This window comes from Devosia sp. (assembly GCF_035944845.1).
GTDB lineage: Bacteria > Pseudomonadota > Alphaproteobacteria > Rhizobiales > Devosiaceae > Devosia_A.
In genome coordinates, this window is record NZ_DASZAW010000116.1 from 1 (window position 1) to 23278 (window position 23278).

Annotated in this window: 18 protein-coding genes and 1 pseudogene; 7 read left to right on the forward strand and 12 right to left on the reverse strand. The window is 65.6% G+C overall.

What is annotated here, in order from left to right:
* The 6 genes from VGV07_RS23315 to VGV07_RS23340 all read left to right on the forward strand — a co-directional run.
* A partial coding sequence (locus VGV07_RS23315) for a sugar ABC transporter substrate-binding protein (RefSeq protein ID WP_326871142.1) occupies positions 1 to 1102 on the forward strand: 1102 nt, incomplete at its 5' end.
* 68 nt (positions 1103 to 1170) lie between these two features.
* Positions 1171 to 2127, forward strand: a complete 957-nt coding sequence (locus VGV07_RS23320) for a sugar ABC transporter permease (RefSeq protein ID WP_326871143.1) — start codon at positions 1171 to 1173, stop codon at positions 2125 to 2127.
* A gap of 11 nt (positions 2128 to 2138) precedes the next feature.
* Positions 2139 to 2969 (forward strand): carbohydrate ABC transporter permease, encoded by an 831-nt coding sequence (locus VGV07_RS23325; RefSeq protein ID WP_326871144.1) that lies wholly within the window; start codon positions 2139 to 2141, stop codon positions 2967 to 2969.
* Positions 2970 to 2973: 4 nt separating this feature from the next.
* The gene (locus VGV07_RS23330) at positions 2974 to 4104 is read left to right on the forward strand and encodes a sn-glycerol-3-phosphate ABC transporter ATP-binding protein UgpC (RefSeq protein ID WP_326871145.1); all 1131 of its coding nucleotides are present in this window, start codon (positions 2974 to 2976) and stop codon (positions 4102 to 4104) included.
* Positions 4105 to 4116: 12 nt separating this feature from the next.
* Entirely contained in the window at positions 4117 to 5823 is a 1707-nt protein-coding gene (locus VGV07_RS23335) for an SMP-30/gluconolactonase/LRE family protein (protein ID WP_326871146.1), read from the forward strand.
* Positions 5820 to 6572, forward strand: a complete 753-nt coding sequence (locus tag VGV07_RS23340) for an SDR family NAD(P)-dependent oxidoreductase (RefSeq protein WP_326871147.1) — start codon at positions 5820 to 5822, stop codon at positions 6570 to 6572. Before VGV07_RS23335 ends, VGV07_RS23340 begins: the two co-directional genes overlap by 4 nt.
* A gap of 224 nt (positions 6573 to 6796) precedes the next feature.
* Here VGV07_RS23340 and VGV07_RS23345 read toward each other — a convergent pair whose 3' ends face one another.
* The 12 genes and pseudogenes from VGV07_RS23345 to VGV07_RS23400 all read right to left on the reverse strand — a co-directional run bounded on the left by VGV07_RS23345 (position 6797) and on the right by VGV07_RS23400 (position 21604).
* The gene (locus VGV07_RS23345) at positions 6797 to 8380 is read right to left on the reverse strand and encodes an FGGY-family carbohydrate kinase (RefSeq protein WP_326871171.1); all 1584 of its coding nucleotides are present in this window, start codon (positions 8378 to 8380) and stop codon (positions 6797 to 6799) included.
* A 66-nt stretch (positions 8381 to 8446) separates the two neighbouring features.
* Positions 8447 to 9070: pseudogene (locus tag VGV07_RS23350) on the reverse strand (HAD family hydrolase); the annotation flags it as partial.
* A gap of 195 nt (positions 9071 to 9265) precedes the next feature.
* Positions 9266 to 10744 carry a mannitol dehydrogenase family protein gene (locus VGV07_RS23355; protein WP_326871148.1) on the reverse strand — a complete coding sequence of 493 codons (1479 nt, stop codon included), beginning with the start codon at positions 10742 to 10744 and terminating at the stop codon, positions 9266 to 9268.
* Positions 10745 to 10803: 59 nt separating this feature from the next.
* Complete coding sequence (locus VGV07_RS23360) at positions 10804 to 11805, reverse strand: ABC transporter ATP-binding protein (RefSeq protein WP_326871149.1); 1002 nt, start codon at positions 11803 to 11805, stop codon at positions 10804 to 10806.
* 10 nt (positions 11806 to 11815) lie between these two features.
* A complete protein-coding gene (locus VGV07_RS23365; RefSeq protein ID WP_326871150.1) occupies positions 11816 to 12640 on the reverse strand; it encodes a carbohydrate ABC transporter permease in 825 nt (274 codons plus the stop codon).
* Positions 12641 to 12811: 171 nt separating this feature from the next.
* Complete coding sequence (locus VGV07_RS23370; RefSeq protein WP_326871151.1) at positions 12812 to 13684, reverse strand: sugar ABC transporter permease; 873 nt, start codon at positions 13682 to 13684, stop codon at positions 12812 to 12814.
* Between the two features lie 233 nt (positions 13685 to 13917).
* On the reverse strand, positions 13918 to 15225 hold the full coding sequence (locus tag VGV07_RS23375; RefSeq protein WP_326871152.1) for a sugar ABC transporter substrate-binding protein: 1308 nt from the start codon (positions 15223 to 15225) through the stop codon (positions 13918 to 13920).
* Between the two features lie 329 nt (positions 15226 to 15554).
* Entirely contained in the window at positions 15555 to 16511 is a 957-nt protein-coding gene (locus VGV07_RS23380) for a sugar-binding transcriptional regulator (protein WP_326871153.1), read from the reverse strand.
* A gap of 122 nt (positions 16512 to 16633) precedes the next feature.
* Positions 16634 to 19309, reverse strand: a complete 2676-nt coding sequence (locus tag VGV07_RS23385; protein ID WP_326871154.1) for a sensor histidine kinase — start codon at positions 19307 to 19309, stop codon at positions 16634 to 16636.
* Complete coding sequence (locus tag VGV07_RS23390) at positions 19309 to 19542, reverse strand: hypothetical protein (RefSeq protein WP_326871155.1); 234 nt, start codon at positions 19540 to 19542, stop codon at positions 19309 to 19311. The genes VGV07_RS23385 and VGV07_RS23390 overlap by 1 nt, the downstream gene beginning before the upstream one ends.
* Positions 19543 to 19545: 3 nt before the next feature.
* Positions 19546 to 19929: a response regulator gene (locus VGV07_RS23395; protein WP_326871156.1), complete on the reverse strand. Its 384-nt coding sequence runs from the start codon at positions 19927 to 19929 to the stop codon at positions 19546 to 19548.
* Positions 19930 to 19981: 52 nt separating this feature from the next.
* A complete protein-coding gene (locus VGV07_RS23400; RefSeq protein ID WP_326871157.1) occupies positions 19982 to 21604 on the reverse strand; it encodes a helix-turn-helix domain-containing protein in 1623 nt (540 codons plus the stop codon).
* 181 nt (positions 21605 to 21785) lie between these two features.
* Between VGV07_RS23400 and VGV07_RS23405 the strand changes: the two genes are divergently transcribed.
* A complete protein-coding gene (locus VGV07_RS23405; protein ID WP_326871158.1) occupies positions 21786 to 23135 on the forward strand; it encodes a substrate-binding protein in 1350 nt (449 codons plus the stop codon).
* The last annotated feature ends 143 nt before the right edge of the window (positions 23136 to 23278 follow it).

Below are 23278 nucleotides of genomic sequence, written 5' to 3' on the forward strand. Positions count from 1 at the left end.
GACCCATCCGGACGTCAAGATCGATTTCACGCTGATGCCGCGCGACGGCTATTCGGACGCGATGATCACCCAGTTCGCCGCCGGCTCGGCGCCCGACATCGTGCATCTCACCTCGTTCGAATATGTCACCTTCGCCGAGAATGGCTGGCTCGAGGACCTCGGTCCCTGGATCGAGAAATCGGGCATGGATCTGAATGGCTGGGCTGGCCAGAGCGTCTGCGAATGGGACGGCAAGACCCAGTGCATCATGATGCTCTATTTCGGGTACATCATGGCCTATAACGAGCAGATCCTCGCCGAGGCCGGCATCGCCGAACCGCCCAAGACCTGGGAAGAGTTCCTCGCGGCGGCCCGCGCCACCACCATCGATCGCGATGGCGACGGCATCAAGGATGTCTACGGCACCGGCGTGCACATGGTTTCGGCCAATTCCGGCTGGACCAACGACATGCTGATCTACGTGCTGTCGGCCGGCGGTCGCTGGACCAATAATGAGGGCAAGGTCACCATCAATACCCCCGAGACCATCGAGGGGATCAACCGCTGGCGCACGCTGGTGGATGAGGGGCTGGTGCCGCCGGGTGGGGCCGAGCTCGACCAACTGTTCATCGAAGGCAAGGTCGCCATGCGCCTCAATGGCCCGTGGATCAACGCCTTCCTGCAGAAGGCCGATCCGGCGATCCAGCCGCACCTGAAATACGCGGCTTCGCCGATGCAGCCGCCGCTGGGTGGGGCGTCCAATGTGCTGACCCTGGCGGCTGAGACGCCGCAGGAAAAGAAGGAACTGGCCTGGGAGTTCATCCAGCTCGCCACCAGCCAGAAGTTCCAGGAGCTCTATTCCGAGCTCGGCGCCTCGCCGGCGCCGCGTCCGGGCGCTGTCGGCCCAGCCTCGTTCGAGAAGGTGCCGCACATGCAGCTGTTGATCGACGCCACCAACGCCGCCTCGGCTGCCGGTGTCGATCGCATGCCCAAGGGACTCGAAGCGCAGAACAACGAGTTCACCAAACTGGCGGCTGAGCAGTTCCAGCGCATGATTATCGAGAAGCTGCCGACCGACGCCATCGCGGCGACCGTGCAGGCCGAAGCCGAAGCGCTGCAGTGATGATCGGCGGGCCGCCCACTGGCAGGTGCGCGGCCCGCTTCCAGTCATCTTGAGGAGGAGAGGCTGATATGACCGACCTGAGCCAGCCGCGCCCGGCGACGGCGCCGGTGCGCCGCAGTTCCGGCTTGTTCGGCATCGATCTCGCGAGTCCGCGCCACGCCAGAAAGCTCGGCTACCTGCTGTTGCTGCCGGCAGTGCTGCTGATCCTCGGGATACTGGTCTATCCGATGCTGCTCGCTATCGAGATCAGCTTTCATGACGTGAAGTTCGCGACGCTCAGTTTCGGGGCCAGCGAATACACGCTCAAGAACTACGTCAAACTCTTCACCTCGAGCGATTTCTGGAACGCCATCGGCGTCAGCGCCAAGCTGCTGGTGGTGGTGACCACCATCTCGATGCTGGTGGGGCTCGGCGCGGCGTTGCTGGTCAACCAGCAGTTCCGCGGCCGTGGCGTCGCCCGCATGCTGATCGCGCTGCCCTGGGCCATTCCCGAAGTGGTGGCGGTGATCACCTGGCTGTGGATCCTCGATGCCTCGTTCGGCATCCTCAACTGGATGCTGCTCAAGCTCGGGCTGATTGGCTTGCCGATTTCCTGGCTCAACCAGCCGCTGCCGGCTTTCTCGGCCGTCACCATGGTGATGGTGTGGAAGGGCTTCCCGTTCATTTCCATCATGATCCTCGCCGGCCTCCAGTCGATCCCTGAGGAATACTACCAGGCGGCCCGCGTCGACGGCGCCAATGTATGGAAGCGCTTCATCTGGATCACGCTGCCCTGCCTGATGCCGGTGCTCGGGGTGTCGCTGGTGCTGACCGTGCTGTGGGTGTTCCGCGACTTTTCGATCATCAACGTGCTGACCGGCGGTGGCCCGGTGGGTGCCACCGAGACGCTCGCCATCATGACCTATGAGGAAGCCTTCTCGTTCTTCCGCATGGGCTACGCCTCGGCGCTGGGCGTCGTGACGCTGGTCATCTGCGCGCTGATCAGCGCCTTCCTGGTCAAAAAGACCAGCCACGCCGTGTTCTGAGGGGGCGCACGATGAAACGCAAGCTCTGGCAATCCATCCTGCTCTACGCGACGGTGATCGTCGCCTGTGCCGTGGTGCTGTTCCCGGTCTACTGGATGGTGGTCACCTCGCTGCAGCCACCCGGATCGCTGCGCGCCTACCCGCCGCATTTCCTGCCACCTGACCCGCAGTGGCAGACCTATATCAGGCTGTTCATCGAGACCGACATCCTGCGCTGGATGGCAAACTCGGCAATTGTCGCCGTCACCGCCACCGGCATCTCGATGGTGGCCGCGGTGCTGGCGGGCTACAGCCTGTCGCGCTACCAGACGAAAAGCAGCGAGAATGTCGGCCTGTTCATCCTGATGAGCAAGATGCTGCCGGCCACCATGCTGATTATCCCGCTGTTCGGCATCATGCGCTCCCTGGGCCTGATGGGATCGCTCTGGTCGCTGATCTTTGCCCACGCCACGGGGATCGTGCCGTTCGCCACCTGGATGCTGAAGGGTTATTTCGACTCCATTCCCAACGAGCTCGAGCAGGCGGCGCAGGTCGATGGCTGTACGCCCTGGGGGGCGCTGTTTCGGGTGATCCTGCCGGTGGCGGCGCCCGGGCTGGCCGCTACCTCGCTTTATGGATTCGTCTTGAGTTGGGCCGATTATCTGTTCGCCCGCACGTTCCTTGCCAACAATGCCGACAGTTGGACGGTCAACCTCGGCATCGCCACCTTCAAGGGCGAGTACCAGACCGACTGGAACCTGGTGATGGCGGCCTCGCTGCTGGCGGCGCTGCCGATCATGATCGCCTACCTCTTCCTGCAACGCTTTCTCGTCGGCGGAATGACCGCTGGCGCTGGGAAATAGTCCGATGGCCGATATCCAGATCCAGAACCTCAACAAGCGCTACGGCACTTTCCAGGCGCTCCACGACATGTCGCTGGACGTCAAGGACGGCGAGTTCATCGTCTTCGTCGGCCCTTCAGGGTGCGGCAAGTCGACGGCGCTCAAGATCCTCGCCGGGCTCGAGGCCGCCAGCACCGGCAGCATCATCATCGGCGGCGAGGATGTCACCGAGCTGGCGCCGGCCAAGCGCGACATCGCCATGGTGTTTCAGAACTACGCGCTCTACCCGCACCTGACAGTGCGGCAGAATATCGGTTTCGGCTTGATGATGCGGGGCACCGACAAGAAGCAGATCAACCAGCGCGTCGAGCGGGCGGCCCAGGCGCTCGAAATCAGCGACCTGCTCGAGCGCCGCCCCAAGGCCCTGTCGGGTGGGCAGCGGCAGCGCGTGGCGCTGGGCCGGGCGATTGTCCGCGAGCCGCGAGTGTTCCTGATGGACGAGCCGCTGTCCAACCTCGATGCAGCGCTGCGCGTGCAGATGCGGGCCGAGATCACCGCGCTGCAACGGCGCATCGGCGTGACCACGATCTACGTTACCCACGACCAGACCGAGGCCATGACCATGGCCGACCGCATCGTCATCATGCGAAAGGGCGTGGTGCAGCAGATCGGCTCGCCTGACACGCTGTTCAATCACCCGGCCAACATGTTCGTCGCCGGTTTCATCGGTTCGCCGGCGATGAACTTCCTTAGTGGCAAGGTGCAGCGCGACGATCGAGGCCTTAATATCGATGCTGGCGGCCTCAGGCTGCCGGTGGCCGAGGCGGCAGCGGCCTATCTTGGCAAGACCGTGATCTGCGGCATCCGTCCGGAATCGCTGGACCTGGCGCGCGACGATGCGCCGGCACTGGAGATCACGCCGACGCTGGTCGAGAGCCTCGGCACCGAGGCCTATGTGCACTTCAAGCTGCCCGGACAGCAGGTCGCGACGGCGGTGGCGGGCGAGCACGAGCATCAGCCGCTCGGCAACGGCACGCTGATCGCCCGGCTCTACGACGTCGGCACACCGCTTTCCGGGGGGACAATCCGGCTGGGTCTGAAGCCGCAGGCTTCCGTCCACCTGTTCGACCCGGCTACAGAACAGGCAATCAGCTGAACTGGAGCCGGGATGCCGATCGACGCAAAGCAACTGGGCGGGCATGAAATGCCCATGGGCACCTCGGCCTTGGGCAAGGGGCTCTATGTGCTCGACCTGCTCGGCGAGGTCGACCGGCCGCAGCGCTTCACCCAGTTGCTCAAGCTGACCGGCTTTCCCAAGGGTACGTTGCACCGCATCCTCGAAGCGCTGATGGAGTTCCGGCTGATCCGCTTCAACGATGCCGACCAGACCTATCGACTGGGGCCGCGGCTGTTCGAGCTGGCGCATAAGGTCTGGGACGAATTCGACCTGCGGGGCGCCGCCGCTCCCGAGCTCGATCGGCTCGCCGATCTCACCCACGAGACGGTGTCGCTCTGCGAGATCGAGAGTGGCGCGATCCTCTATATCGACCGGCGGCTGGGGGCGGACGCCTTTGGCTTCCGCATCGAGGTGGGGCGTCGCGCCCCGTTGCACTGCACCTCGGGCGGCAAGGCGCTGCTGGCCTTCCTCGCGCCGCACCGGCAGCATGACCTGATCGCCGAACTGCGCAATTCCGGCGATCCGACCAAGATTCCACCGGACGAGCCGGGGCTCTTGGCCGATCTCGGGCTCACGCGGGCTCGCGGCTATGCGCTGTCGATCGAGGAGCACGTCGCGGGCGTGGTGTCGGTGGCGGCGCCGGTGCTCGACCATCGGCATGAACCGATCGCCGCGATCGGCGTCTCCGGTCCGCGCGAACGCATTTCGGTCGAGCGCCTCCACACCATCGGCCGCGACTTGATGGAAGCAGCCCGGCGCATTTCGGGCAATGTCGGAGCCACAGCGATGAGCATCAATGCCCCGGACCGGCCGCGCATCGCGGTGGCGGCCAATGCCGAGTGTGTCTTGCCGGTGGCGGCGCATCTGGGCGAGGGACCGATATGGAGCGACACCGACAGCCGTCTCGTCTGGCTCGATATCCTGGCGCCGGCGGTGCATGTGTTCGATCCAGCCACCGGCCAGGATACCACCACCAAGGTGTCACGCATGGTCACCGCTATCGCCGCGCGCGCCGCCGGCGGCTATGCGGTGATGACGCAGAACGGCCTTGAGCTGCTGGACATCGCCAATGGCGAGCTGACGCCGGTCGTCGACCCCGAAGCCGACATCGAGACCAATCGCTTCAACGATGCCAAATGCGACCGCCGCGGGCGCTTCTGGGCCGGCTCGATGGCCCTCGATGCGTCGCGGCCGGCGGGGTCGCTCTATTCGATCGAGGCGGACGGCAAATGGCGCCGGCACGATACCGGCTTTACCGTCTCGAACGGCATGGGCTGGAGCCCGGATGACCGGCTGATGTATTTCGCCGACTCGGCCGAGGGGTGCGTGTTTGCCTATGACTTCGACATCGAGGCCGGCACCCTGTCGAACCGCCGCAGCGTGATCCAGATTCCGCCGGTCGAAGGCAAGCCCGACGGCCTCACCGTCGATGCCGAGGGCTATATCTGGGTCGCGGTGTGGGACGGCTGGGCAGTGCGCCGCTATGCGCCGGATGGCCGACTGGATCGGGTCGTCGGCGTGCCGGTGCCGCGCCCTTCGAGCTGCTGCTTCGGCGGCGACAGGCTCGAGACGCTCTACATCACCTCGGGCCGCATCCGCCTCGCCGAGCGCATGCTGGTGGAGGCGCCGCTGTCGGGCGGCATCTTCGCCATCGACGCGGGCGTGCGTGGCCAGCCGAGCGGGACGTTCGGCCGATGAGCCTGTCCAACCAGTACCCCAGCCTTGCCGGCCGTCCGGTGCTGATCACCGGCGCCGGCGCGGGTATCGGCCGCGCCATGGCGCTGGCCTTTGCGGGGCAGGGTGCCCAGGTTGGTCTGATCGACCGCGATGTCGCCGGGCTTGAACGGACGGCCGGGATGATCGACGGCACGGTAGCGACCCAGGTTGCCGATGTAACCGACGTCGAGGCGTTGCGGGGGGCCATTGCGGCGATCCGCTCCGAGCTCGGGCCGATCCGCATCCTCATCAACAATGCCGGCAGCGATACCCGCCACGACTTCCGCACTATCACCCCGGACTATTGGGACGACCGCATGGCGACCAACCTCCGCCATCTCGCCTTTGCGGCGCAGGCGGTAACGCCGGACATGGAAGCCGCCGGCGGCGGCGTCATCATCAACCTCGGCTCGACCTCGTGGATGCAGGGCGCCGCCGGCCTCATCGCCTATGGCACGGCGAAGGCGGCGATCGGTGGCTTCACCCAGTGCCTGGCGCGCGACCTCGGCGCGGCAGGGATTCGCGTGATGTGCATCGCCCCGGGGCGGACGGTGGTTGAACGAACGGCGACTGACCCCGACTATGTGACCGAAACCATCGGGCGGCAGGCCGTCAAGCACCTGGTCGAAGCAGAGGACATTGCGAGCCTGGCGCTGTTCCTCGCCTCCGACAATGCCCGCATCTTCACCGGTCAGACGATCATCGCCGACGGCGGCCACCTGATGCGCTAGCAGCGCATCCGCCCGTATCCCCGCCAACCAAGGCCCCACCCGGTCGTAGGCAACTCACTGGCAAGTGCCTCGAAACCAGCTATGAGGCGATCTGACGGGCACCGCTCACCATCTCGGTGCCTGCGCCGAAGCTGACCTGCAGGTCCTTTACGGCGCATGCGCCCGCTCATCGACATCCCATCCGATGGCTTCGCGCGCTACGTCGACGCGCTTGGCTAGGTGCGTCAGCCAGTAACCCCCAACGCCACCAACTCCGCGCGGTGGCGCTGCATGGCCAACTGGCTCCGATAGTCCCGCTCGAGCCGTAACCGTGCCTCAAGGTTCGCCGATCGCTGGATGCCGGGCTGCGCCATCGCGCGGCATGCCGTGGGCAGATCGACATGAAGGCCGGCGGCAGTGGCTGCCACCATGGCGACGCCGAGCAGCGTCGGGTCCGCCGCCGTGGACTCGATCACCACGGCCGGCAGGGCGTCGGCATAGAGTTCCATCAGTAACGGGTTGTGGCTGTGGCCACCGGCGATGTGCAGGGTTTCTGCAGCATAGCCGCGTGCCTTCAGGACCTCGATTATGTGCCGCACTTGCACGGCGACCGCTACCGCGCTGCGCCAGTAGAGGCGGCAGAGACTGTCGAAGTCACTGTCGAGCGACAGGCCTGAAATCACCCCCAGGGCGCGTGGGTCGGCCAGCGGCGAACGGTTGCCGTGAAAATCGGGCAGCACGTGTAGTTGAGGGGCGAGGTCGACACCTTCGCTGCTGCGCAGTGCCAGCACCCGCTCGATCACCCGACGATGCAACTGCTGCGTCGGTTCGCCGCCGGCGGCGTGCATGCGCAGCACGTGGTCGAGCAGGGCGCCGGTCGCCGACTGGCCGGCCTCGTTGAGCCAGCTGCCGGGAAACACCGCATTGGCATAGGGCCCCCACGCGCCTGGCATCGGCATCGGGTGTTCCGAGAGCGCCATCACGCAGCTCGAGGTCCCCGCTACCAGCGCCAGGTGCCGATGGAGGTTGGTCGCGTCTCCGGCGAAATCCGCCAGCGCCCCCAGCGCGCCGGCATGCGCATCGATCAGCCCGACACCAACCACGCAACCTGTCGTGAGGCCGAGCTGTGTCGCTGCAGCTTCATTCAGCGGTCCGAGCGCCTTGCCGATGGGGCTGGCCTGCTCCGGCAAGCCCGCGCGCTCGAACAGGTCGTCGAGGCCCACCGAGGTGAGGAATTCGGGCTGCCAGCCTTGACCCTCATGGGCGAGGTACGCCCATTTGCAGGTGAGCGTGCAGGCCGAACGCGCATTCGATCCCGATGCCTTCCAGGTCAGGAAATCGGCGAGGTCAAATATCTGCCCGGCCTGGCCCCAGCTCTCGGGCGCATGGCGCTTCAGCCACATCAGCTTGGGCACTTCCATTTCCGGCGACATGGTGCCGCCAATGAAATCGAGCACGTGATGGCCGCCCGCCGTGCATTCTTCGGCCTCGGCCTGCGCCCGGTGGTCGAACCAGGCGATGGTGTCCCAGCGCGTCTCGCCACCCGGGCTGACGGGCAGCGGAGCACCATTGCCGTCGCGCACCACCAGTGAGCAGGTTGCATCGAAGCTGATGCCCACGGCTTCGTCTGCCCGCACGCCCGCGAGCCGCAGCGATGCGCGCACGGCTTCGGCAACCGCTTCCCAGATCTGCTCGGAATCGTATTCGGCGATGTCGGAGCCCATCCGCTTGAGCTTCAGCGGGTGCTCCGCCCGCGAGACGAGCCGTCCCGATGACGTCACGAGGCCGGCTCGTGCGCTCGCCGTTCCCACATCTACGGCCACCAGCATCTGCGCCTGGCCGGTTTCCCGAACGGCATGGAGTTCGAGCAATCCCGGCAGCGAGCGCATATCCTCGATGATCGCGTCGGGCGCCAGCGCCTCGATCTCGGCCCGGAGGCCGCTCGGCGCGATATGGCTGCCGCCGACATAGGCAAAGACCCGCATGCCGGCGGCCCGCGCCGCCTGGATGCCGGCCGGCGAATCCTCGATGACGAGGCAGTTCTCCGGCGGCACGCCCATTTGCTGCGCCGCGTGGAGGAACAGGTCCGGCGCCGGCTTGCCGTTGGCCACCATGCTGGCCGAATAGATATGTCCCTCGAAGCGGGGCAACAGGCCCGTCAACTCGAGGCTCAGCCGGATCCGTTCGGGCTGGCTGGACGACGCCACGCAGAACGGCAGTTCGAGCCCGCCGAGCACCTCGGCGATCCAGCCGGTCGGCTGGAGTTCCTGGCGGTAGAGCGCGTAGAGCCGGTCGCGCATGCCGCTCACCGAGGCGGCACTGAGATGCGCCCCGTGGCTCTGGTTGAGGCTTTCCGAGATCGAGGCGAGGCTGCGGCCCAGATAGGAGCGAAACGCCATCTCGGGCGCGATGGCGATGCCCTGCTCGGCGATCAGCTCGAGCAGCACCCGCATGGCCAGGGGCTCGCTGTCCACCAGCACGCCGTCGCAATCGAAGATGACGAGCTTGATCGGCGCCACGTAACCTCTCCCGGCCTATCGGTAGCCGGGCGACAACCGCTTCGGCAAGTTATGTGCGGGGGCGATTTTTATTATGAGTCAGCGCCCAATGGGGTGCGGGCGGTGACATGGGTCCCTGCTTTCGCAGGGATGACACCCGGTGGGTAGGACAGATCGAGCCCAACCACCGCCTCGCGAGTGTAATGGTAGGCCCGCCTAAAGCGTGCCACCCAGATAAGCCTCCAGCGTCGCCTTGGTGCCGCGCGACCACAGGCTCGACAGCGCCGTGGTGAAAGCTGCGACATAGGTCGGGTCGCTGGCGAGCGGCCCGAAAATGTCGCCCATCGACAACCACGCCGCGGGGTCGGTTCTGGCCTGTTTGGCCAGCGCCGTCAGCCGCTCCCAGTTGGGATCGTTCGGTGGGATCGGTTTGCCGCTGTCGCTTTCGCCATAGCAGTAACGGGCCCACAGCGCCGAAACCAGCGCCAGTCCGGTCACCGACTGGCCGGCGGCCAGCCGATCCGCCGCGGAGGGCAGGATGAATTTCGGTTGGCGGTTGGAGCCGTCGAGGCAGAGCCGCTGGATAGTGTCGCCGATCTTGGGGTTACTGAAGCGCCGTTCGATCAGCCTGTAATAGTCGTCGAGGTCGGTGTCGGGCACCGGCGGCACCACCGGCACGATCTCCTCGCGCTCGACCTTTTCGAGAAAGGCGCGGATCAGCGGATGCTCCATTGCCTCGTGCACGAAGTGAATGTCGAGCAAGCCGCCGGGATAGGCGATGGTCGCGTGCCCGCCATTGAGAATGCGGATCTTCATGTGCTCGTAGGGCGCGACATCGGGCACGAACTGCACGCCGACCTTTTCCAGCGCCGGGCGGCCGGCGGGGAAGTGATCTTCCAGCACCCATTGCTTGAACTCTTCGCAGAACACCGGCCAGGCATCGACGATGCCGAAATCGGCCTCGAGCGCGGCGCGCTCGCGCGGGCCGGTCGCCGGAGTGATGCGGTCGACCATGCCGTTGGGAAAGGCCACCGCTTCCCGCACCCAGCTGGCAAGCTCGGGGTTGATCAGCTCGGCCAGCCCCGCCACCGCGTTCTGCGTCACGTGGCCATTGCCCGGGATGTTGTCGCAGCTCATCACCGTGAATGGCCCGACGCCACGTTCCTTGCGCAGCTGCAGGCCGAGAAGGATCAAGCCGAACACCGTCTTCGGGGCTTCCGGATTGACGCTGTCGGCGACGATATCGGGGTGGTTGGCGTCAAAGCGCTGCGAGGCCGGATCGATGTAGTAGCCGCCCTCGGTCACCGTCAGCGACACGATGCGGACCTGCGGGTCGGCCAGCGTCTCGCTGATCGCCGCGAGGTCGCCCACCGGCAGGAAATCCACCATCGCGCCGGTGACTCGCGCCGAGGTGCCGCCGGCTTCCTGCTCCACCACGGTGGTGAGGTAGTCCTGCCCCAGGAGCTTTTCCCGCATATCCGCATCGTTGGCGCGGACGCCCGCGCCGATCAGCGCGAAATCGTGGTCGAGGCCGAGGCTGAACAGGCTGTCGAGATAGACCGCCTGGTGCGCGCGGTGGAAATTGCCGACGCCGAAATGCACGATGCCGCCGCGCAGCGAACCGCGCTGGTAGCGCGGCACGCCGGCAATGCGGGAGATCTCCGGCAGGGCTTCGACGGAGAGTTCGATCGGCATCTTGATATCCTTGGTCTTGCGGCCCCGACGCAACAGCTGGGGCCCGAGTGAAGTGCCGGTCAGCGCAATGCCTGGCCGGCGCGGTCGAAACGATAGATGCGGTTGGGGTCGGGAGAAAGCCACACTTGCTCGCCTGGGTGGTAGTCGTCTTCACCCCCCGTGCGCACCGTGTGCAGCCCGGCGCCATCGACATGCACGTGGAGGAACGTGTCCGAACCGAGATGTTCGGCGACGCCGACCCGGCCCTGCCACTCGCCCGCATCGCGCGACAGCCTGATGTGCTCGGGTCGCACGCCGATCGCCTCGGCCTGGTACTTGCCGGCCGCGGCGCCCTCGAGAAAGTTCATCTTGGGCGAGCCGATGAAGCCGGCGACAAACCGGTTGGCCGGGCTCTTGTAGAGTTCGAGCGGCGTGCCGAACTGTTCGACCCGCCCGGCATTCAGCACCACGATGCGGTCGGCCATGGTCATCGCCTCCACCTGATCGTGCGTCACATAGACCATGGTGGTCTTCAACTGCTGGTGCAACTCGGTGATCTCGATGCGCATGTTGACGCGCAAGGCCGCATCGAGGTTCGACAGCGGCTCGTCGAACAGGAACGCCTTGGGCTGACGGACGATAGCCCGGCCGATGGCGACGCGCTGCCGCTGCCCGCCCGAGAGCGCCCGGGGCTTGCGGTCGAGATAGTCGGTGAGGTTCAGCACCCGGGCCGCATCCGCCACCTTCTGCTCGGCAATGGCCTTGTCGATATTGGCCATCTTCAGCGGAAAGGCGATGTTCTGGCGCACCGTCATATGCGGGTAGAGCGCATAGGACTGGAACACCATGGCGAGGCCGCGATGCGCCGGTCCCTTGTCGGTGACATCGACGCCGTCGAGCTTGATGGCGCCCGAGGTCGTGTCCTCGAGGCCGGCGATCAGTCGGAGGAGAGTCGACTTGCCGCACCCCGAGGGCCCGACAAAGACGACGAACTCGCCGTCCTTGATATCGAGTGAGACATCGGGGATGACCTGGTGGCCGCCAAAGGTCTTGTTGACGTGTTCGAGAGTGATCGAGCCCATTTGAAATCCCCTATTTCACGGCGCCGAAGGTGAGACCGCGCACCAGTTGCTTCTGGCTGAACCAGCCGAGCAGCAGGATCGGCAGGATCGCCAGCACCGATGCGGCGCTCAGCTTGGCGAGGAACTGGCCTTGCGGCGAAGAGAAGGATGCGATGAAGGCGGTCAGCGGCGCCGCGTCGTCGGTGGAGAGCCGCAACGTCCAGAACGCCTCGTTCCAGGCGAGTATGACGTTGAGCAGCAAGGTCGAGGCGATACCCGGCACCGCCATCGGCAGCAGCACATAGACCAGTTCCTTGCCCAGCGTGGCGCCGTCCATGCGTGCCGCCTCGAGGATATCGACCGGGATTTCCTTGAAGTAGGTGTAGAGCATCCACACCACGATCGGCAGGTTCACCAGCGTCAGGATGATGCTGAGACCGAGCAGCGTGTCGAGGAGGCCAGTGTTGAGGAAGATCAGGTACATCGGCACCAGCACACCCGCTGCCGGCATCATCTTGGTCGACAGCATCCACATCAGCACGTCGCGCGTCCTGGGCGTCGGCGTGAAGGCCATCGCCCAGGCCGCCGGCACCGCGATCAGCAGCGCCACGAGGGTCGAGCCGATCGAGATGATCACCGAGTTGAAGAACGGCCGGAAGTAATCCTGCTGGTCCAGCACCGCCGCATAGCTTTCGAAGGTGAAGGACGGGATCATCGAGAACCCCGCCGCCGCTTCGCCCTCGGTCTTCAAACTGGTGATGATGGTGTAGAGGATCGGAAAGAACACGATCAGCGCCACCAGCCAGACCAGAACCGTCATGGTGAGCTTGCGGCGCGTGGATACGGCGCGGGCCATCAGTGTTCTCCCTCGTACATTGGTTCGAGGGGCTCCCCCCTCCCAACCTCCCCCGCAAGGGGGGAGGTGCCGTTCAGTGCTTGTGTCGTTGTCTTGCCCCACTCGCCGGCGGGCACCCTCCCCCTTGCGGGGAGGGTTGGGGAGGGGGGAGAGGCCCACTGGATCTCGGGATTAAGCATCCAGGTTCCTCCCCACCGCGCGCATCAAAAAGATCGCGACGATGTTCGCCAGCACCACGGCCACCAGCCCGCCGGCTGCGCCGGCGCCGATGTTCCCGCCGAGCACGCCGGTGTTGTAGATGAGGAAGGGCAGGTTCGTGCTGGCAAAGCCCGGGCCGCCGCCGGTGGTGATCTGGATCTCGGCATAGACGCCGAGCAGGTAGATGGTCTGGATCAGGATCACCACGGTGATCGCCCGCGCCAGGTGCGGCAGGATGATGTACCAGAAGCGGCGGAACACGTTGGCGCCGTCCATCTCGGCCGCCTCCTTCTGTTCCTCGCTCAGCGACTGCATGGCGGTCAGCAGGATCAGCGTCGCAAACGGCAGCCACTGCCAGGCGACGATGACGATGATCGAGAGCAGCGGGTAATTGCCGAGCCAGTTGACCGGCTCTTGTCCGAAGAACCTCGAGACCGCGGCGAAGACCCCCCAGGTCGGGTTCATCAACTCGTGCTTCCACACCACCGCCGCCACCGGCGGCATGACGAAGAACGGCGAAATCATCAGGATGCGCACGATCCCCTGGCCCCAGATCGGCTGGTCGAGCAACAAGGCGAGAAGAATGCCGAGCCCGACCGTGATCACCAGCACGCCGACCACGATCAGCAGCGTGTTGATGATGGCCGGCCAGAAGGCCGGGTCGGTGACGAAGAACTCGAAGTTCGAGAGGCCGGCAAACCCCTTGATGTTGGGGTTGGTGAGCCGGTAGCGCTGGAAGGCGAACCAGATGGTCAGCGCCAGCGGCACGATCATCCAGATCAGCAGCACGAAAACCGAAGGCGCCATCATCCAGCGGGCGAGGCGATGTGACTGCTTGGTTGCCATAGTCCCTGTTCCCTCCGATCCGCACTCGTCGTTCGACGGGCGGGATGTCCGCTTCAACCCACCGGGTCACCCCTGCGAAAGCAGGGGCCCAACTCGCAGCCCGAGCAGGCGGAGGCTTGGGTCCCTGCCTTCGCAGGGATGACATCGAGCGTTGAGCTGGCGCTGTTGCCCAGCCCTGTTTTTAGAAGAAGCCCGGCAGCGTAGCCGCCGGGCAGTCGCTCGGGAGGAGAATCTCAGTAGTACCCGGCCGCCTTCATTTCGCGGTCGACGGTCTGCTGCGCCTGGGCCAGCGCGTCATCGACGCTGGTCGAACCGGCGAGCGCCGCCGAGAACAGCTGGCCGACCGTGGTCGCCATGCCGGCGAACTCGGGAATGGCGACGAACTGCACGCCGGTATAGGGCACCGGTTTCACCGTCGGAGCGGTCGGGTCGGCAGCGTTGATCGAGTCGAGCGTCATCTTGGCGAAGGGCGCGGCCGCCTGATAGTCGGCGTTGGCGTAGAGCGAGGTACGGGTGCCCGGCGGAACGTTCGCCCAGCCTTCCTTGGCGGCCACCAGCGCCAGGTAGTCCTTGCTGGTCGCCCAGGAGATGAACTTCTGTGCCGCATCGGCTTTCTGCGAACCGGCCGGGATGGCGAGCGACCAGGCCCACAGCCAGTTGCCGCGCTTGCCGAGCCCCATGTCGGGGGCGAGGGCAAATCCCACCTTGTCGGCCACCGTCGATTCCTTGGCGTTGGTGACGAACGAGGCGGCCACCGTAGCGTCGATCCACATGCCGCACTTGCCCTGCTGGAACAGCGTCAGGTTCTCGTTGAAGCCGTTCGAGGAGGCGCCGACCGGGCCGGCATCCTTCATCAGGTCGACATAGAACTGCAGCGTGTTCTTCCATTCCGGCTGGTCGAACTGCGGCTTCCAGGCCTCGTCGAACCAGCGTGCGCCGAACGAGTTCGACATCGCGGTGAGGAACGCCATGTTCTCGCCCCAGCCGGCCTTGCCGCGCAGGCAGATGCCGTTGATCTCGGCGGCACGGTCGGTCATTTTGCGGGCGGCGTCGGCGACGAACTCCCAGGTCGGGGCATCCGGCATGGTAAGCCCAGCCTTCTCCATCAGATCCTTGCGATACATGATGAAGCTGGATTCGCCGTAGAACGGCGCGGCGTAGAGCTTGCCGTCAGCGCTGAGGCCGCCGCGGATGGCGGGCAGCAAGTCGTCCACATCATAGGTGTCGCCCAGATTGTCGAGCGGCAGCAGCCAGCTGTTCTTGGCCCAGATCGGCACTTCGTAGGTGCCGATAGTCATCACGTCGAACTGGCCACCCTTGGTGGCGATGTCGGTGGTGACGCGCTCGCGCAGGATGTTCTCCTCGAGCGTCACCCACTGCAGCTGGATATCCGGGTTCTTGGCGGTGAAGTCGTCCGTCAGCCCCTGCATGCGAACCATGTCGCCATTGTTCACCGTGGCGATGGTGAGGCTGGTCTGGGCATAGGCGGTCGAGCCGAGCGCAAGCACAAGCGCGCTCGAGATAAGCGGAAGCAGTTTCATCAATGTCCTCCCATGGCGAGCATTTGCCTCGCCGTTGAGCAATTACTCACAAACTTTAGTATGATGTCAAGCGGGGTCAGAGCGCAGGAATGCGGGACGTGATGTGACTGGCGTCCCGTCCACGTGCGTTCATCGATGTCGGAAAACGTCGGGGCGTTGGGCCGTTTCGCCGATGCCGGCCCCACCCACGATGTCATCCCAGCGAAAGCTGGGACCCAACTCGCAGCTGGCGCGGGAGGAGAAATGGATCCCAGCTTTCGCTGGGATGACGCCCGGTGAGTAGGTCAAGTTCGAGGCCCACTAGCCCCGCTGGTGCAACAAAGAGCAAACTATCCCGCCGCGAGAATCGCCTCGGCCGTCTGCTCGTCGGTGATCAGGCCATTGACCAGCCTGCGGGTCAGCGCCGCCCGGATGCCGGGCGCCTTCTTCTCGCCGACGGCGGTTGCCACCACGGTCGAGCTCTCGCGCGACGGCAGTGGCGCCGAAGAAACCCGGTCGTTGGTCAGCCCGTTGATGAACTTGCCCTCGGCATCGAAGGCCCAGCCGACGATTTCGCCCACCGCTCCGGCCTTCTGCAGGAGCTTCAGTTCGCTCGCCGAAATGAACCCGTCCACCACCAGCGGCGCTTCGGCCCCGAGGTCGCCGATGCCGACGAAAGTGACGTTGGCCTGCTGCGCCAAAGCATGGGTTTCCCTTATCATCGGCTGGCTCAGCAGCATGTCGCGCTCGGCCGCCGACGAGGCGATGACCGGCAGCGGCATCGGGAAGCTGCGTGCCTTCACCCTCTCCGCGATGTTGAAGATCACGTTGTAGAAGGCCGCCGAGCCGTCCGGCGCAATCGAGCCGGTCAGCGACACGATCTTGTGCTGTGGCGCCTCCATCGGGGAGAGTTGCTCGATCGCCGCCTTCAGCGTTCGGCCGGTGCCGATCGCCATCACCGTCGGCCTGTCTTCGCGCAGCCAGCGTTCGATCTGCGCCGCTGCGGCGATCGCCACGCCGTGGATCGCTCCCGGCGCATCGGGGTCGGTCGGCACCACCTCGGCGAAATCCAGCGCGTAGCGTTTGCGCAACTGCTCGGCCAGCTCCATGCATCGTCCGATGGGATGGTCGAGGCGCACCCGCACCAGACCTTCGCTCACCGACAGCGAAACCAGCCGCTGCGCCGTCTGCCGCGACACGCCGAGCTTCTTGGCGATCTGCTCCTGGTTGTTGCCGGCAACGTAGTAGAGCCAGCCGGCCCGCGCCGCATCGTCGAGACGCGTAACTGCTGTGTCCTGACGAGCCATGAAGCTTTGCCCTCCGATTGAGCGGATACTCATTGAACGATGTGACAATCGCAAGCCAATTTTCGCCTCTCCGCCCGCCCACCTGGCAGAGGGCATGTGCCTTTGTGACTCACGCAGCCGGCCTAAAGCAGCGGCAGGGTGATGCGGAAGCAGGCGCCCTGGCCGGTCCCCGGCAGCAATTCCAGCTTGCCGTTCATCCGTTCGATCAACTGCCGAGAAATGGCGAGCCCGAGCCCGGCCCCGGCCGGGGCGGTGACCCCTCCCGATTGACCGCGTGCAAACTTCTCGAAGATCAGCTTGCGCTCCGCTCTGGGGATGCCTGGGCCGTTATCGGCGACCTCGATCAGGTAGCGGCCGCGGCCGATCCGCGAGCGCACCTCGACCACCGGTTCGGTCGCGTCGTTGTACTTGATGGCGTTGGACACGAGGTTGATCAGCACCTGGCACAGCCGGTCGGGTTCGCCCGAGATCATGGCGCGCGGCGCGCGGCTGCCGACGCTCAGCTGCATGCGGCGCTGCTGCGCCAGCGCCGAACACACTTCGAGCGCCCGGTCGATCGAGCGCTCGGCATCGATCGGCATATTGTCCCAGCCGCGCTCGCCGCGATCGAGCGCACTCATCCCCAGGATATCGTCGAGTAGCTTGGTCAGCCGCAGGCTCTCCTGATGGATGGTCTTGACGAAGCGTTGCCGCTCGTCGGCGGTCAACCGCTGTTCCTCGAGCAGGATTTCCGAGAACGAGCGGATCGAGGTCATCGGGGTGCGCACTTCGTGGCTGACCTGGCTCAGGAACTCGTCCTTCTCGGTGTCGATGGCGCGCAACTGCGTATTGGCTTCCTCGAGTTTCTGCGCCGTCGACCGCAATTCGGCCGACGTGCGTTCCAGTTCCTGCGAGTAGGCGATCACCTGCCGGGTCTCGCCCGCCATCTCGAACACTTCCTCGAGCGATACCGCGTCGCCCGACACCACCTTGCTCAGCATCACATGCGCCGAAGCGGTGCCGATCGAGCCGGCAAGTTCGCGCTCCAGCCGATCGATGAACTGCGGGGTTGGCATATCTGTCACGCCCTCGAACAGGGCTTTGGCGCGGGGTGAGCCGAGCACCCGCTCGGCGACGAAATAGAGGTCATCGACCGTCGCCGAGCCGCGGATCACCGCTGGCGTTGCGGCGCTCGAACGCCGGAAGAGGTCAGCAAACAACGCCGCCTGCACCCGCTCCAGCGCCGATTGCGAGGTCAGCAGCGAGACGACGATCAGCGTCACCGTATTGAGGAACAGGCTCCAGAACACCACGTTGACCAGGGGGTCGATGCCTTCGACCCCGAACAGCGCCTCCGGCCGCAGCCAGCTGAGGTCCCAGGGGCCATCGGCCATGATCTCGGCCACCAGCGGCGACGAGCTCTGGAACGACGGCATGAAACTCGACCACGCCCAGACCACGAAACCGACCGCCACCGCCGATGTGGCCGCCTTCAGCGACGCTTCGCGCCAGAACAGCGCCGCGATGATGGCCGGAAGGAACTGCGCCACGCCGCAGAACGAGATCAGCCCGATCGGCGCCAGGGCGTCGGAATCGCGCGTCAGGTAGAAGTAGAGGAACCCCAGCAACAGGATCAGCGCGATCGAGAAGCGCCGTGAGTTCAGGAGTAGGCTGCTGACGCCGCGGGCATTGGCAACGCCGTGTCCCTGGGTGATGCGGAGCATGATCGGCATGACGATGTGGTTGGAAACCATGATCGACAGTGCAATCGACTCGACGATGATCATCGAAGTGGCGGAGGAAAAGCCGCCGATGAAGCTGAACAGCGCCAGCCCTTCCTGCCCGGCCGACAGCGGCAGGGTGAGAACGAACATGTCCGGGTTGGCGCCCGCCGGCATCGAAGTCAGCCCGAACAGCGCAATCGGCAGGGTGAACAGGCTCATCAGCAGCAGGTAGGCCGGGAAGGCCCAGCCGGCGGTGCGCAGGTGGTTCTCGTTGGAGTTCTCGACCACGGTGATCTGGAACTGCCGCGGCAGGCAGAGGATCGCCGCCGCCGAGAGCACGTTCATCGCCACCCAGCGGTCGTCGAAATTGCCAGTCGAGTAGATATCGATCCCGGCGGCTTCGGCTCGCGAGAAGATCGCTTCGAGCCCACCGCCCGCATAGATGACGAAGATGCCGATGGCGAGCAGCGCCGCCAGCTTGACGATCGCCTCGAAGGCGATTGCGGCGACGACCCCGTGATGCTGTTCCTTGGCATCGACATTGCGGGTCCCGAACAGGATGGTGAACAGCGCCATGCCGGCGGCGACCGCCAGCGCCAGGCCGACCTCGTCGATGCCGCGCAGGGAGCGGCCGGGAAACTCGCCGACCCCGGCGATGGCCTGCAACGACGAGGTCACGGCTTTCAGCTGCAGCGCGATGTAGGGCGCGATGCCGACTACCGCGATGACGGTGACCAGCACGGCAAGCCGGCTCGATTTGCCGAACCGTGCCGACAACAGGTCGGCGATCGAGGTGATGCGCTGCTTGTGGCTGATGCGAACGAGCCGCCGGAGGACGAACCACCAGCCGATGAACACCAATGTCGGGCCCAGATAGATCGCGAGATACTCGAGCCCGTTACGGGCGGCCGAGCCGACGGCGCCATAGAAGGTCCAGCTGGTGCAATAGACCGAGATGGCGAGAGTGTAGATGAAGGGCGAGCGGAGGAACGCCGCCTTGTCGTTGCGGGCCTGCCGGTCGCTGACATAGGCGATGAGAAACAGCAGCCCGACGTAACCGATGGCGACGCCGATAACCACATCGGGCGTCAGCATCAGCTCTCGCCCTCGGATGGCGGTTCGGCCTCGGCTTCGCGCGGCAGGCGCCGCCCCAGCCAGAACGCTGCCGCGATCAGGCCCAGCCAGCAGGCGAACAGGTAGATCACCTCCAGCGGCACGCCGAACAACCGGCGCTCAAGCTGAAACACCACGGCGAGCGGCGGCAAGATCAGCAGCACGCCCAACAGGCTCAGGAACAGCGCCGCGCTTTCGAGCTTCCGGCGCTCCATCGGCTACTCCGTCGCCGGAGCGACGCCCATCAGGTCGCGCACTGCCCCCACCACCTCGGCATTGGCATAGGGCTTGGTGACGAACCGGTCGGCGCCGAGCTCCTCGGCAGTACGGCGATCCTGCGCCTGGCCCTTGGCGGTGAGGATCAGCACCGGCAACTGCCTGAGCGTCGCATCGGCGCGGATCTGCTTCAGCACCTCGAACCCCGAGCGCTTGGGCAGCATCACGTCGAGCACCAGCACTCTGGGCATGCTGCGGCGCACTGCGCTGAGCGCGGCATCGCCGTCGGTGACCGCTTCGATCGACCAGCCGGCGCGGCGCAGGATGAAATCGAGCGATCTCAGAATGCTCGGTTCATCCTCGGCGATGAGAACATCGACAGCCAAATCTCCCCCTTCCGCCCGACCTCCCAATCGGACTTGGACCACTTAGCCACATCTAGCCCGGCTCGCCAACGTCGAAACGGCGCGGCACCAGTGGTGCGCGAATGGCGGAGGGTTCGCCCGCCGCCGTGAAGGCTTCCTCCTGCCGGTCGGCACAATCGCGCCGCGGACAGAGCCGGCAACTCGGCCCAACCGGCACATCGACCGTGCTGTCGCCGAGATCGAGGCCGGCGCCATAGACCGTACGGTCGGCATGCAGCACGTCGCAGGCCAGCATCACCGAGGTGGGGATGGCGTGGTCGGCATAACCCGCGCCCTGTCGGGTCTGCGCACTGGCGATGAACAGGTAGCGCGAGCCATCGGCGAACTGCGCGATCTGCCTGCTGATCATGCGCGGCGTGCGGAACGCGCCATAGATCACCCAGCGCGGACAGGCGTGCCCCGAACTCGGCAACGGCAGGCCGGGCAGGGGAAAGTGCTTGGTCAGCCTCCCGGCCGCATCTGAACGCAGGAACCCGAACGGCAGCCCCGGCTCCCCCGGTTTGCGCAGCGACACGAGGCGATGCGCCACCTGCTCGAAGCTTGCGGTGTAGATCTGGCGCAGTGTCTCGATATCGTAGCGCTGCGCCTCGGCATCGGCGAGAAACTGCGCATAGGGAAACACCATGGCGCCTGCCAGATAGGAACTGAGAGCCCGATAGCCGAGCCGTCTCGCCGTGTCGGACGACAGTTGCGGTGCCTCCACCTCCCGCTCGATCGCTTCGGCCGCGCTGAGTTCGGCATAGAGGCGGGTCAGCTGGAACTGGCGGGTCGCTGCCCCGGCACTCGCCTGGAACCACATGGTGCGGGTGCTGGAATTAAAGTGATACTGACCGGGGAACCCCGCGGCATCGACCTCACGCCCCGCACTGCGGGAGACGCTGACACCGAACCCCTCGGCGAGACAGGCGGTGAGGGTGGCCTCGCCGAACGGACCGACTGCCTCGATCTGGGCCCGTAGCTCCGCAGCGACGGTCTCCAGCGCCGGAAAGTAGTTGTCGCGCTCGAAAATCAGGTCATCCAGTTCGCGGATCGGCGACAACGTGCGCCGGCCCTGCGCATCGACTTCGAACTGGCCGATCAGACTTCGCGCCACCTCGGTGAGACCGCGCGTTTCTCTGGTGATCGTCTCGACGAAGCGGCGGCGCTCGGCCTCCTCGAGGTCGACGACATCCTCCAGAATCTCGGCGCTGGAGCGGACCGCGGTGATGCCGGAGAGAATGCGGTGCAGCAGTTGTGCCAGCAGTGGATCGGTGCGCAGCCGGTCGGCGTAGCTGTCGGCGTTCGCCGTGGCGCCGAGATAGGCCCGGCGCAACCGGGCGATGGCGCGTGCGGCCGCCGGTTGCTGCGCCACCAGGTCGCGGGCATCCTGCAAGCCGATGCCCTCGAGCACCGGATCGGCCAGCGCCTCATCCAGTTCGGCGATCAGCCGGTGCTCGGCATCGCCACTGAGCTCGCTGAGTTCGACATCGAGTTCCTCGGCGAGGCGGATCAGCAGCGAGCCGCCGACATGGCGCTTGTTGCGCTCGATCAGGTTGAGATAGCTCGCCGAAATGCCGGCGCGGCGGGCCAGCGCCGCCTGCGATATCCCCAGCGCCCGGCGGCGGGAACTGATCCTGAGGCCGATCGGTGCGCGCATGCTTCCCTCCTCCGCTTGTCAACGTATTGACAGACGTACAGTCGCGCAAGGCCAATGATTTACAGAAATCATCAGTAATATCAGTCCTGTATTGCGCGGCTTTGCAACCTTCCGGATAGTGGCATATCGCTGTGAGGCGCATGGCAATGCACCGTGCCCCGCCGCGCATGAGGAGGAGCTAATGACCAATTCTTCGAGCTTCAGCCGCCGCGGCGTGCTGAAGGGCGGGCTGGCCGGCATTCTGGCGACCGGCGTCTCGCCGCTGATCTTCACCCGGGGCGCCTATGCCCAGGAATTCTGCAACGCGCCGACCGGTGACACCGTCACCCTCGGTTTCGTCATGCCCCTCACCGGCGCTTATGCCGATGAAGGCGCCGACCAGCAGCGGGCCTTCGAGCTCGCCGTCGAACACCTCAACGGTGGCGGCGATGGCGGCATGATTCCGACCTTCTCGTCCAAGACGCTCAAGGGCACCGGCATCCTCGGCAAGAAGGTGGCCTATGTCACCGGCGACGATCAGACCAAGCCCGATGCCGGCCGTGACACGGCGCGCCGGATGATCGAGCGCGATGGCGCCGTCATGATCAGCGGGGCCTCGTCGTCCGGCGTGGCGATCGCCGAACAGGCGCTGTGTCAGGAGAAGGGCATCATTTACATGGCCGGCCTGACCCACTCCAACGACACCACCGGCAAGGACAAGAAGCGGTTCGGCTTCCGCCATTTCTTCAACGCCTACCAATCGGGTATCGCGCTCGGACCGATCCTCGGCGATGCCTACGGCAAGGACCGTGTCGCCTACCACCTGACCGCCGACTACACCTGGGGCTGGACCCAGGAAGAGTCGATGATCGCGGCTACCGAGGCGCTCGGCTGGAAGACCCTGCCTCCGGTACGTACCCCGGTGAACGCCGGCGACTTCAGCCAGTACCTCACCCCCGTGCTCAATTCCGGCGCCGACGTGCTGATCCTCAACCACTACGGCTTCGACGGGGTGAACTCCATCACTCAGGCCATGCAGTTCGGCATGCGTGACAAGCAGGCCAATGGCAAGGACTTCCAGATCGTGCTGCCGCTGGTATCGGACCTTATGGCCAAGGGCGCCGGCGAAGCCATCAAGGGCGTCTACGGCACCGCCAACTGGGACTGGCAGCTGGGTGACGAGGCTTCCAAGGCCTTCACCAAGTCGTTCGGCGCCAAGTTCGGTCAGCCGCCGAGCCAGATCGCGCAGACGTCCTACGCCCAGGTGCTGCTCTACGCCGACGCCGTGGAACGTGCCGGGACCTTCTATCCGCCCGAAGTCATCAAGGCGCTGGAAGGTTACGAGTTCGACGGCCTGGGCAACGGTCCCACCACCTACCGCGCTGCGGACCACCAGTGCTTCAAGGAGGTCTACGCGGTCAAAGGCAAGGAGGCCCCGGCCAATCCGTTCGACCTGCTCGAAGTGGTCGCCACCGCCTCCAAGGAATCGGTCACCTACGATCCCGCTATCTTCGGCGGCGAACTCGGGCCGGATACCGCCGTCGCCTGCTGATCACGCTTCCCGCGGGAGCCTGCCCTCTCGGTGCGTTTCCGCGGGGTACTCGATCGAGCCCCTTCTCCCTTGCGGGCGAAGGGGTCTCGGCCAGGTCGAGGCGGATGAGGTCATGCCTCAACGCCGGATCTCTCGCTCCCCCG